The following is a 12,519-nucleotide window of genomic DNA, read 5'->3' on the forward strand; positions in this document are numbered from 1 at the left end:
TTCGTTAAGTAAAAGCTTCGGTGCGACGAATGGCTTGGACACGCTTTGCAGGTAGAGAGAGGATCGATTCTGCAAACAACGCAATCAACATGAACCACGCAAACCAACGCCAAACCTCTTGAACCAAACCGGTCTCGGCAAGCGTGGCATCGACGCGATACCAAACCAGACCATCGAATATTCTCTCAAGGTCTTGATCCGAAATTCTAACCTGGAGGTCTTCCTCCCGTCGACGGTTCTGAGCAAACGGGTTTGAGTCGACGCGATAGACGCCTGCGTGCTCAAAAAATCGATTGGAGAGAACATTCTCGTCGCCCAACACCATTTCCGTGCTATCGCTCCAAGCGCTCGATGTCGAATCGACCAACCGGTTGGGCTGCCGACCCAACTTCTCTGCTCCTTCGTGAATCATTCGCTGCACCATGATGTACAACGCAATGCCATTCGATGCCAAATTGGAATCGCCGGCGAGCGTGGTGCTCCCCATCGCGTAGGCTGCACCGGAGCTTGTCTCAGACACTGAGTCCAAGCGCACCAGCCAATTGGCTCCATCCTGCAACCGAGCAAGCTCCGTCGCAGTTGTTTCCATCTTGCAATACCTCGAAACCGTGACATCTCCTAACGGAACCGCGCTACCATTCTGTGTGTTTCCCAGGAGAACCGTGTCGTTGCGCCAAGGCCCTATGCGGAGCCCTAGCTCGCCCGCTTCTCCCGTCACATCGGCCTGCACCCAACCTGACCACTGCAACCCTAGAAACTTCTGTTGCGCAGGGACCTCGGGTGGCAAAAAAAGTACTTGACCTCCCCGATCGATAAATCGTTCTACTAGCGTTCCTTCGTCCCCTTGGGGCAGCGGTCCATGCCAAACGATAAACACCACGTCATCCCAGACAGCAGTTGCCATTTGAGAGGGCTCAATGGTTTGAACAGATTGCTGCACCATACTATCAGGGGAGATGGCAGCGGCCAACGAAATCGCTTCAAGCTTGGCAACGTCCTCGCTGATGATTAGCGTCTTGCGAGGTACGGGAGGTTCAAAGGCAAAATAAGCGATGTTGTCCGCACCATTGGAGTCGGGAGGAATTCGGATCGCCCCCCATCCAACGGATTTTCCCGGGGCATTATCGACCGGGATGCGAAAGTCTTTGAGCTCTCCTACTCCCGAAACCAGATCCAAGTTGACGATCGTATTGGCGTCACCGACCCGTATCTCGAGCGGGATCGACTGCTTCGCCTGCGCTGCACCGGTTTCCAACTCAGGTGCAACGACGCGGCAACTGAGCGATAGTTCATTTCCATCATCCCCCGAAATGAGCTTCGCTTCCTCGAGTTGGATAGCAAGATTCGACAACTCCGAATGCGTTTCCAATACTTGAAACCGTACCTCTGCACTTCCTTCTTGGACGGCAGAACGCATCGATGTCCACTCGCCGGACTCGCTGCGCCAATCGCTCTCCCGACGGTCCGATGCAATCCAAATCGTGGCGCGCGCAGCCCCTTTTTGATCGATGTACCGACAGGCTTTCTCGACCAAGGACGGAAGATTCGTTGTGAGTGAATTCCCCTGCAATCGCGGATCGCGAACCAATTCGTTTGCGTTCGCAATTTCCATCGGGGCTTCTTGCCCTGATGTAAACACGACCGTCGCACCCGTACCAACCGTTTTGCTCCACTTCGCATAGTTTTCGAGAACGGCTTGAAGCTTGGTCACTCCCTGCCCCGTAACCGACTGCTGCATACTCGGGGAACGATCTAGCACAAGGATTTGCAACTGCGAGACATCGGAGGCGAGCCAGCCAGAAACTCCGCTCGCAAGCGGCCGGGCCATAAAAAAGATAAGTGCGGCAATCGCGAGAGCTCTCAAGGCCAACACGATCCACTGTCGCAACCGGCTATATCCACTCGACATTCGGCTCGCTACCAACAGGAACTGCATGGCAGCCCAAGGCACCGACTGATAACGCCTCAAGTGGATTAAGTGGACGATGATCGGAATAGCCAGCAGAGGCAGCGCGAGGAGCAAAGCGGGTTGCAAAAAACTCATCGCACACCTCGGCTGCCGGTGCGCCCCAACAAACACCGTGTGAGGACTTGATCGTAGGGCTCATTGGTGATGGTGCGATGGTAATCGACCCCCGTCTCGATTGCGATGGACCGCATCCTCTCGAGATACTCTCCGAGCGCTCGATGGTAGCGATCGGCGAGTTCCGACGGATCGGTGAAGAGAGGCATCCCTCCCTCCATGTCTAAAAAGCGGACGGGACGCTGAAACTCGAAGGCGATTTCTTGGGGATCGAGCAAATGAAATACCACAACATCATGTTTGCGAAATCGCAAATGTTCGAACGACGATTTGAGCTCCGCCGTATCGACGAAAAGATCGGATACCACGACCACCAACGCACGCTGGCGAAAGGTTTCCGCCAGCTCATGCAACACCGCAGGCAACCGAGTCGCCCCCGCTCCCTTGCACTGCTCCAATTGATCCAACACGACCTTCAAGTGAGCCGGAGAACGTCGCGGTGGAATGCTTTGTGTCAGCTTTTCCGAAACGCACGAAAGTCCGACCGCATCTCCCTGCTGCGACGCCAAGTAAGCCAACGTTCCCGTCAAACACTTCGCAAAAAAGAGCTTGGTAGGGTTCCCTTTGGAGGCGAACTCCATCGAGCCGCTCGTGTCGACAACCAAACAGCATCGCAGATTCGTGTCCGCCTCGAACTCCTTCACATAATAGCGATCGGTCCTCCCATAGGCTCGCCAGTCCAGACGTCGCAGATCGTCACCCGGAACGTATTTGCGATACTCCGCAAATTCAACGCTCGACCCCCGATGCGGTGACGCATGGCGCCCTGAAATGTTTCCTTGCATCGCGAAGCGAGACAGGAGTGGGAGCGCCGAGAGCCGCGACAATACCTGAGGATCCAAGAACGAACGCGTTACAGGAAGCATGCGATCATCCTTTACTCCATTTCATCAATCAATCGCTGCACGATCTGTTTGGCAGAGATCCCTTCGGCTTGAGCTGCAAATGTTGTGATGATGCGATGGACCAGCACAGGCTTCGCAATGGCTTGAAGATCCTCAAGCCGAACCATGTAGCTCCCTTGCAACGCGGCGCGGCTCTTCGCACCCAAAATCAAATTCTGAACCGCTCGTGGCCCTGCCCCCCAACTAACATAGGATTTCATCCAAGAGGGAGCGGTCTCTCCCTGAGGACGAGTCTTGCGAACCAACTTCGCCGCGTACTCGTAAATATGATCGGGAACGGGAACTCTTCGAACGAGCCTCTGGAATCCAATAATCTCTTCGCCGGTCATCACAGGACTCAAGGTCAACGCGTCGTCGCCGGTCGTGCTCCTGGCTATCTGAATTTCCTCGGCCTCGTTCGGATAATCCAACTCGATCAGAAACATAAAACGGTCCAGCTGCGCTTCAGGCAACGGATACGTCCCCTCTTGCTCGACCGGATTCTGAGTCGCCAAGACCATGAAGGGGGAATCGAGCTCAAATGTTTTTCCAAGCACCGTGACCCGCTGCTCCTGCATCGCTTCCAGAAGTGCGGCCTGCGTCTTCGGCGGAGCTCGGTTGATCTCGTCCGCTAAAATGATGTTCGCGAAGATCGGACCTTTGATGAACTGGAATGCACGTCGTCCTTCATTCGACTCCTGAAGGATGTCCGTGCCGGTAATGTCCATCGGCATCAAATCAGGCGTGAACTGAATTCGACTGAAGCCGAGGGACATCGTTTCAGCTACCTTGCCAACCAAAAGCGTCTTGGCTAGACCTGGAACCCCCATCAACAGCGCGTGACGCCGCGCGAACATGCAGATCGCCAGTTGCTCGATAGTCTCCTTTTGGCCGACGATCACCTTTCCGAGCTCACCGGAAAAGCGGCGATACGAATCTCGCAATCGATCGATGAAATGAACGTCGTCATCGGACAGGGTAGCGATGGCAGATGGGTTCGTGCTCGACATGGAGTCCTTCGAATTCGTTGCGCTCTAAATCACGGTGGGGGATCACCGTTTGGGACCACCGTTCGGGTTCACAGCGGGGGACCTTGGTGGGGAATCAATGCAGGCTCCTCAGTGTAGTCCAATTCTCCCCGGTTACCATAGACGACGCCCCCCGCTAAAGTAGGATAGAATCTCCCATCTACGCCACCCGCCACAATCCCTCCACATCCCTGCCACTCTGCTTCAATAGGCTCCCCATGCGCCGAGCACGAACTCGCACTGTCGCTTCTCTCGTCTGCCTAGCACTCACATCCCTGGCCTCGCTGGAATCGGCGTCCAAGGGAGAGGAAAGCTATGACCCAAACCGCTTTGAAAAGACCGAGTTGGTTGGCAACCTAAACCAACCGATGGAATTAGCGATCACACCAGATGGAACGGTCTTCTTGATCGAACTGGCAGGGGAGATCAAACGGCTCGACGCCAACACTGGGACGATGGCGACAATCGGCAAAATCAACGTGACGACAGAGCAGGAAAACGGATTGATCGGACTTGCCCTAGACCCCCATTTTGAAAGCAATGGCTGGATCTATTTGCAATACTCCCCTCCTTCATTCAGCGGTCAACATGTAAGTCGCTTTACCTATGTCGATGGTAAATTGGACATGCAAAGCGAAGTACTGCTCCTTCGGTATGAAGAACAACGTCAAGAATGCTGCCACCACGCCGGCTCGCTTGCTTTCGGACCGGACGGATGTCTTTATATCAGCGCAGGGGATAACACGAATCCCTTCGGTGATTCCGGTGGTTATGCACCTATCGACGAACGGGATTCGAAGGGTGCGTTCAACGCATTGCGAACCTCGTCGAACACGAAGAACTTCAACGGTAAAATCCTTCGCATTCGCCCCAAAGCGGAAGGGGGTTACGAGATTCCGGAGGGGAATCTCTTTCCCGCCGATGGTTCCGTCGGCCACCCTGAAATTTATGTCATGGGATGCAGGAACCCATGGCGTATCAGTATCGATCCGAAAACGGGATTCTTGTACTGGGGTGATGTGGGCCCAGATGCGGGTGGAGATAACGATCGAGGGCCCCGCGGATACGACGAAGTCAATCAAGCGAAGACTGCGGGATACTTTGGATGGCCTTTGTTCATCGCCAACAATCAGCCTTACGCGGCCTACGACTACCAAACGAAACAAACAGGTGAGCTTTTTGATCCTGCCAAACCGATCAACCGCTCGGTCTTCAATACAGGCTCCTCCTTGCTTCCACCGGCTCAACCTGCCTGGATTTACTACCCAGGAGGTCCTTCCAAAGAGTTCCCTGAGCTCGGCTCCGGAGGTCGGACCGCTTGCGCTGGCCCCACCTACGACTTCTCCCCTTCGCTTGACTCGCCGACGAAGTTTCCAGAACACTTCCATCGGTCCCTTTTCATCTACGAATGGTCTCGCAACTGGATTGCAGCGGTCCATCTCAACGAAGATTCCAGCATCCGAAGCATCGAGCCGTTTCTTCCGTCCATGCGATTCACTCGTCCAATCGACATGGAATTCGACAGTCGGGGCGTTCTCTATGTCATCGAGTACGGTGAAACCTGGGGCCGCAACCCAGACGCCAAATTAATCCGACTCGATTACCACCGCGGCAATCGCGCCCCCACCGCGCAAATCCGAGCAGACAAGTTAGCGGGCAAGGAGCCGCTCCAAGTCCAATTCTCCAGCGATGGTTCGTCGGACAAGGACGGTGACAACCTCCGGTATCGCTGGCTGGTATCGAAAGTCCCTGCATCACCCGAAGGAACCGAGGACACTCGAACGGCAGCACCGGTGAGCATCGAGCAGATCGACCGTGAACTAATTGGCACCACCCCCAACCTGCAATGGACTGCGACGCAGCGAGGTGTCTACAACGTGCAATTGGAAATCACAGACCCACATGGAGGCCGGGGGACCGCCGCCTTGACGCTCGTAGTCGGCAATGCCGTTCCTGAGCTCCAGTTTGTTCGGCCCAAACATGGAGACTTCTTCGATCTCGGAGAACGGGTCTCATTCAAAATCAAAGTCAAGGACTTGGAAGACGGGACCTCGGACTCCGACGAATCGGAAGAGCTGGATTTGGAGTTTATCGACGCGGATGCCCCCAATCGAGTGAGCGTTCAAGCGACGATGATTTCCGGCGAAAACACGGAAGACCCAGCGTCCGTTCCTGCGGGGCTGAAACGGATGCGGAATAGCGATTGCTTCAATTGCCACAGCGTGGAAACACCCCTCATCGGCCCGGCATTTGTCGACGTTGCCAAGAAGTATCGAGATCAACCCGGTGCCATCGAAGCATCTGTCGAACGGGTTCGAATTGGGTCGACCGGTGTCTGGGGGAAAGTACCTATGCTACCCCACGAACAATTCACATCATCGGAAATCCGTGAAATGGTCGAATGGGTCTTCGCCGCTGTTCCCAATCCCGCCACCGAATACCGCTCCGGCCTATCGAATATTGTCGAATTGCTCACGGATAAAAATGACTTCGACGGAAAACTGCAACTGAACGCAACCTATCGCGACAAGGGCTGGGGAGCGATACCGTCTATCTCAACCTCCCGATCGATCCAACTGCGGTCGCGAACCCTACAAGCAGAGAAAGCAGACGAGATCCACGATATGCAGATTCTCGGTTCGCACAAAGCGGGGAACGGAAAGTTTTGCGGGGCGATCAATCATGGCTCTTACCTTCGAGTCAACCACGTTCCGATGGATCAGTTTCAATCCATCGTCGCCAATGTCACTTCGGCTGGCGCAGGAGGCAAGATCGAAGTCCGCATGAACGGTGCCGATGGCCCGCTCGTCGGAACCATGCAGGTGAAAGTCAATGGGGATTGGGACGGGTGGTATGAAGTCGCGATGGAGAAACCATCGGAAAAGTCCACTAGCCCCGAACCATATGTCGACTTGTACTTTGTCTGTGTCAACGAATCCAATCGATCCGGCCTGATGAATATCGATTGGATTCGCTTTGTGAAATAGCGTTACTGAAACAGCGTTACGGAGACTTCTTGAGAATCTTCTCCCACCATCGCTGTTTCGAAACCGGCACCAACGGTTCGGCTCCATGTTCGACAACAACCTGCTTCTTGGTCAGCGTTCCTAGCCAATCGATCAGTACGTAAAAAACCGGTGTGAAGATTAGACCGAAGATCGTAACACCGATCATGCCGGAAAAAACAGAGATACCAAGCGATTGGCGCATCTCAAATCCGGCTCCCCGGCCGACGACTAGCGGAGCAACACCGAGAATAAAAGCGAAAGAAGTCATCAAGATGGGACGCAGTCGGACGCGGCATGCTTCGATAGCGGCCTCGCGCCGGGTAGCTCCCTCCTGCTGCAATTGCCTGGCGAACTCCACAATCAAAATCGCATTCTTCGCAGCCAAGGCGATGAGGACAACAAGCCCGATTTGCGTGAAAATATTATTGTCCGAGCTGGTGATCCATAATCCTGCGACGGCCGCCAGCAAACACATCGGAACGATAAGTAGGATTGCCATCGGCATCGACCAACTTTCGTACTGCGCAGCGAGAACCATAAAGACGAAAATAACGGCAAGTGGGAAGACCAGTTTCGTCAACAAATCCTTCCCGACCAGGATTTGCTGAAAGGCAAGCTCTGTCCACTCGAAGCTCATCGTGCTCGGCAATTCACGCTTGGCAATCCCTTCCATCAATTGAATGGTATCGCCGCTTCCTTGACCTGGAGCTGGATTGGAAATGAAGTCTGCTGTGGGATACATATTGAACCGATAGACAATCCCAGGACCGCTCACATTTTGGATTTCGATCAATGTCGCGAGAGGAACCATTTCTCCATCGCTATTCCGCACTTTCAAACGTCCGATATCGGTCGGCTTTGCGCGGAATGACGAATCGGCCTGCAAACTAACCTGCCAATTGCGACCGAATCGAGTGATATCGTTCGCATAGGCTGATCCAAGATAGATTTGAAGCGTGCTAAAGACGTCGTTCAATGCAACCTTAGCGGCTTTGGCTTTCTCACGGTTGATATCGATGAAGAGTTGAGGTTCATTGGCAGTGAAATTCGAATAGCTGCCCGTCAGCCGCGGCTCGACTTTGGCGCTCTCGGTAAGATTAGCCAAGGCACCTTGCAAGGCCTGCGGACCTGCTCCAGCGCGGTCCTGCACCTGCATCTTCATCCCGGCGGTCGAAGCCAACCCGTCGATGGGAGGTGCGCCGATGACCACGATTTCCGCTTCTTGGATGGATCGCAACTTCGCACGAAGATCCTTCACGATCTCCTCGGAATACAGCCCATCGACGCTACTTCTTTCTTCGAAGGGATCTAGTATTACGAACATACCCACCGAATTGGAAGCATTGGTGCTCGTAAGAATTGAATAACCAGGAATGCTTACGGTATGCCCAACTCCTTCCGTGTCGAGAAGAATGGAGTTGATTCGATCAGCGACCTCGGTGGTCCGCTGCAAACTCGCTCCATCCGGCAATTGCGCGTTCACAACAAGGTACCCTTTGTCTTGCTGTGGAATAAACCCGTTGGGAACCACCTGAAAACCGTGAATGGTAAGCCCGATCAAACCGGCGTAGAGGACAAGCATGATGGCGCTCATGCGAATGGCACCCGCTACAGCCCTACCGTAGAGATTCGTTAGCCAGTCGAATACCCCATTGAAGCCACGGAACAACTGCTGCAGGGACTTGTTGACGATCGGGAAGGCAATCGATCCCCCGACGAATCCGGCAATCATTGCAAACACAAAGATGCACCATTGAGTCAGACTATATGCAACGTCTGAATGTTCACCATGGGACGCGTGCGAAGGAGGCAGACCAATCCAAGGTCCCAACCAAGGCAGTACGAAGCGATAGACGCAGTATGCACCGAGCAACCCAACACCCCAGCGAGGCAACGCTTCTCGATCGTGCCCCTCGTGATGCGGCTTGATGAGCGTTACCGCTCGAGCGGGGGCCATCGTCATTGCGTTGATCGCTGAAATAATCGTCGAGGCAGCGATGGTCAGTGCAAACTGTTGAAAGAATTGCCCTGGAATGCCCGCGACAAAGATCGTGGGCAGGAAGACGGAGCTCAATACCAACGTGATCGCAATGACCGGCCCCGTGATTTCTTCCATCGCTTTGATCGTCGCTTCGCGAGCTGGCAATCCTTTGGCCATCCAACGCTCGATATTCTCCACGACCACGATCGCGTCATCAACGACAATACCGATGGCGACTACCAATCCGAGCATGGATAGATTATTGAGAGAAAAACCGAGATAGTTCATCACGGCCAATGTTCCGATCAAGGAGACTGGCACATCGATCATGGGCATCAACGTGGCCCGCCAATCCTGGAGAAACAATAAGACGACAACAAACACAAGCACGAAGGCTTCGATCAAGGTTTTATAGACTTCCTTCACGGACTCATCGACAAAGGTCGTGGTGTCGTAAACGATGGCATACTCCACCCCCTCTTGAAAGCGTTCGTCTCGGAGTCGGCGCATCTCTTCTCGGATGCGATCAGCGGTAGCCAGTGCGTTGGAACCGGGAAGTTGGAATACCGCCATCGTCACGCTCGGTTTGCTGTCAAGCGAACTGCTGACGTCGTAATTCTTTGCACCCAGCTCCGTTCTTGCGATATCGCCCAATCGAACAAGTTCACCTTTGGAGCCAGTCTTCACGATAATCTCGTTGAATTGCTCGGGTTCGATCAAGCGTCCTTTGGTATTGATCGCCAATTGAAATTCTTGTCCTGGGTCGGCCGGCTCCTGACCTATCCGCCCCGCAGCGACTTGCACATTTTGCTCGCGAAGCGCTTGGAGCACGTCGCCGGCGGCCAAGTTCCGAATGGCGAGCTTGGTGGGGTCCAGCCAGACACGCATGGCGTAATCGCGAGCCCCCAGCATTGCGACATCCCCCACTCCGGGGATGCGCATCAAAGCATCGCGTACCTCGATCGTTGCAAAGTTCGAAAGGTACAACTGATCATAGCGATCGTCGGTAGCGACCAGATTGACCGCGAGAAGAATGCTGGGTGACTTCTTCTTGGTTACCACCCCCTGTCGTTTGACTTCGTCGGGGAGCTTCGCTTCTGCAATAGCGACACGGTTCTGAACCAACACCTGAGCTTGATCGATGTTCGTCCCGAGCTCGAACGTGATATCCAAGTTCATGATACCATCATTGGTGCATCGAGAGGCCATATAGAGCATTCTCTCCACACCATTGATCTCTTGTTCCAACGGGGCAGCCACGGTATCGGCGACCACTTGCGCATTTGCACCGGGATAAGTCGCACTGACTTGAATCGTCGGAGGGGCGACTTCGGGATACTGTGCAATTGGCAATTGCATGAGCGAAATGCCACCAAGTAAGACGATCACCAAGGACAGGACCGTCGCGAAGACCGGCCTATCAACGAAGAAACGAGCGAACATCGCCTACTCCTTCTTCTCGATTGTCGCGGAGTCTTCAGCAGATTCTTCCACCGGATTGACCTTCATGCCAGGACGTGCTCGCTGAAGGCCGTTGACAATGATTCGATCGTTTGCGTCGATCCCTTTTTGGACGACTCGCATGCGATCCTCGGCCACTCCAAGTTCCACATCGTGTCGACTGACGATGTTGTCGTCACCAACCACCAGAACATATTGCAGGCTTTGATCGCTTAAGATGGCCCGTTCTGGAACCAAGATAGAAGGCTGCTCGTCACCGAAGGGAATGCGAACTTTGACGAAAAATCCAGGAGCGAAGTAACGATCGCCATTGGGGATCGAAGCCCTTACCAGCAGCGTACCTGTCGAGGTACGAACTTGGTTGTCGATAAAATCGAGCAGTCCTTCGTGTCGAAACTCCGTTTCGTTGGAGAGGGCGACAAGTACTTTTTGGTTGAGTTCCTTCACATTCTTGAAGTCGACATCCAATCCTTGACGGCGGCGGTATTCACGGAATCGAAGCACAGCAAGCTCATCCGCATCAAATGAAACGTGAATCGGATCCATACTGGCGATGGTGGTCAAGGGAGGCGCATTCAATTGGTTCAGCGAAATAAGGTTCCCTACCGCGATATTGGCTTGCCCGATGCGTCCTGAGATGGGTGCTTTGATCATGCAAAAGTCCAGATCGAGTTTGGCTTGATCGATCGAGGCTTCTGCGGATCGAATCTCTGCGACCGCGTTCGCTTGCTGCTGAATGGCCTCATCGAGATCTTGCTGCGAAACCGCGTTGGTAAGGATCAACGTACTGTTTCGATTTAAGTTGAGATCTGCGAGTTTGAGCTGAGCATTGGCCTGCTCCAATCTAGCTTCCGCGCTGCGTAACGCATATTCGTAGGGACGGCGATCAATCTCAAATAGCAGTTGGTCTTTTTCGACTTCTTGACCATCGTCAAAGTAGATCTTGGTGAGATAGCCGGTCACCCTAGCGCGAATTTCGACGAAATCAGGGGATTCCATCCTTCCCACATATTCGTACGACTCTTGTACATTCTTCGAGACCGGTTTTTGGACTGTCACATCAGGAGGCGGAGCTTCAACCGGTACAGGCTGCGTTGGAGCACACCCCAGTAATGGGACAAGAACAAGAGCAAGCAACGCAGGAAGCGCGTTGCCTTTCGGGGTGCGCATGAGAGACCTCGGCACAAGAACATAGAGAAGGTGCTGCACTTCGCGTTCGAAGCGACTGCACCTAGTTGTAGGAGGAATCCCTAGCAATGCAAGCGTCGCACGCTAAAGGGCGGGGGGCGAGAGGCAAAAACCGGTGATCAAGCAAGCGGAACGAGCGGCCATCCTAGCTTGATCATCACCATGCACCAAAAGAAAAGGGCCCCGAGTCGTCGGAGCCCTTTGCACATAGATCAGTTTAGATCAATTGTCGAATTACTTCTTTTCAACCTTTGCGAACTTAGCCTTTGCGTAAGCATCTTCGCCAAAGAGCTTTGCAACCTTGTCTTCATCGGACATCTTTTCAGCCTTACCTTTGCAGTTGCCACAGCAGAAGGTGACCGTCGCGCCCTTGAACTCGACCTTTTGATCCGCGTTCAGTTTGCCCCCAGTGAAAGGGCAAGCGGCTTGTTCGACTTGCTTGGTAGCGATCAGCTGGTGATTCGCCTTGGCAGCATGGGCCTTCTTGTCACCATCGAAGGTCTTCTTGCAGTTGTCGCAGCAGAAGTAAACTTTGCCTTCTTTCCATTCGGAATTCTTGTCTTCCTTTGCGGCCGACTTGCCGTTCATCATGCACTTCACATCTTTCAAGTCGACTTTCTCGAAAGCGTAGCTAGCACCAGCAAACGCAATAACAGCTGCAAACAATCCCAACAGTGCGTTCTTCATATTTCCTCACTCCAACGTTATCGGACAGAACAAACTTTCACGTGTGGTCACGCGGTTTGATTGTAGTACGGTGTCAAATTCGATGTCAACCTGTTAGCAAGGCCCGGCAATCAGCCGCTGCGGAGGCTATACTGCCAAGGTTGCCACGGCGGCTCGGTTTTCCCCGCGAAACGGGCAGTTTGTGCACGGTGGCCTTCAG

The 12,519-nt window shown here is 53.8% G+C and carries 7 protein-coding genes; 1 reads left to right on the forward strand and 6 read right to left on the reverse strand.

Going from position 1 to position 12,519, the window contains the following annotated elements; translation table 11 throughout:
* Positions 1 to 4: 4 nt before the first annotated feature.
* Genes SH467x_RS06670 through SH467x_RS06680 form a run of 3 tightly spaced genes read right to left on the reverse strand, consistent with a single transcriptional unit; the run spans position 5 to position 3,977 of the window.
* Complete coding sequence (locus tag SH467x_RS06670; RefSeq protein WP_482370498.1) at positions 5 to 2,044, reverse strand: BatA domain-containing protein; 2,040 nt, start codon at positions 2,042 to 2,044, stop codon at positions 5 to 7.
* A complete protein-coding gene (locus SH467x_RS06675; RefSeq protein ID WP_482370499.1) occupies positions 2,041 to 2,949 on the reverse strand; it encodes a DUF58 domain-containing protein in 909 nt (302 codons plus the stop codon). The genes SH467x_RS06670 and SH467x_RS06675 overlap by 4 nt, the downstream gene beginning before the upstream one ends.
* 11 nt (positions 2,950 to 2,960) lie before the next feature.
* Entirely contained in the window at positions 2,961 to 3,977 is a 1,017-nt protein-coding gene (locus tag SH467x_RS06680) for an AAA family ATPase (protein ID WP_482370500.1), read from the reverse strand.
* 236 nt (positions 3,978 to 4,213) lie between these two features.
* On the opposite strand from SH467x_RS06680, the gene SH467x_RS06685 reads away from it, so the two are divergent.
* Complete coding sequence (locus SH467x_RS06685; protein ID WP_482370501.1) at positions 4,214 to 6,982, forward strand: PQQ-dependent sugar dehydrogenase; 2,769 nt, start codon at positions 4,214 to 4,216, stop codon at positions 6,980 to 6,982.
* 16 nt (positions 6,983 to 6,998) lie between these two features.
* Here SH467x_RS06685 and SH467x_RS06690 read toward each other — a convergent pair whose 3' ends face one another.
* The 3 genes from SH467x_RS06690 to SH467x_RS06700 form a co-directional block, all read right to left on the reverse strand.
* Entirely contained in the window at positions 6,999 to 10,427 is a 3,429-nt protein-coding gene (locus tag SH467x_RS06690) for an efflux RND transporter permease subunit (protein ID WP_482370502.1), read from the reverse strand.
* A 3-nt stretch (positions 10,428 to 10,430) separates the two neighbouring features.
* Positions 10,431 to 11,615 carry an efflux RND transporter periplasmic adaptor subunit gene (locus SH467x_RS06695; RefSeq protein ID WP_482370503.1) on the reverse strand — a complete coding sequence of 395 codons (1,185 nt, stop codon included), beginning with the start codon at positions 11,613 to 11,615 and terminating at the stop codon, positions 10,431 to 10,433.
* Positions 11,616 to 11,867: 252 nt separating this feature from the next.
* Positions 11,868 to 12,320: a hypothetical protein gene (locus tag SH467x_RS06700; protein ID WP_482370504.1), complete on the reverse strand. Its 453-nt coding sequence runs from the start codon at positions 12,318 to 12,320 to the stop codon at positions 11,868 to 11,870.
* Between the last annotated feature and the right edge of the window lie 199 nt (positions 12,321 to 12,519).

The organism is Brakhagea slesvicensis (genome assembly GCF_052161625.1).
Classification (GTDB): domain Bacteria; phylum Planctomycetota; class Planctomycetia; order Pirellulales; family Pirellulaceae; genus JBKCUI01.

Bases quoted from the DNA above. Each gene is read 5' to 3' on its own strand.
- SH467x_RS06670 (WP_482370498.1), bottom strand. From the start codon at position 2,044: ATGAGTTTTTTGCAACCCGCTTTGCTCCTCGCGCTGCCTCTGCTGGCT.
- SH467x_RS06675 (WP_482370499.1), bottom strand. From the start codon at position 2,949: ATGCTTCCTGTAACGCGTTCGTTCTTGGATCCTCAGGTATTGTCGCGG.
- SH467x_RS06680 (WP_482370500.1), bottom strand. From the start codon at position 3,977: ATGTCGAGCACGAACCCATCTGCCATCGCTACCCTGTCCGATGACGAC.
- SH467x_RS06685 (WP_482370501.1), top strand. From the start codon at position 4,214: ATGCGCCGAGCACGAACTCGCACTGTCGCTTCTCTCGTCTGCCTAGCA.
- SH467x_RS06690 (WP_482370502.1), bottom strand. From the start codon at position 10,427: ATGTTCGCTCGTTTCTTCGTTGATAGGCCGGTCTTCGCGACGGTCCTG.
- SH467x_RS06695 (WP_482370503.1), bottom strand. From the start codon at position 11,615: ATGCGCACCCCGAAAGGCAACGCGCTTCCTGCGTTGCTTGCTCTTGTT.
- SH467x_RS06700 (WP_482370504.1), bottom strand. From the start codon at position 12,320: ATGAAGAACGCACTGTTGGGATTGTTTGCAGCTGTTATTGCGTTTGCT.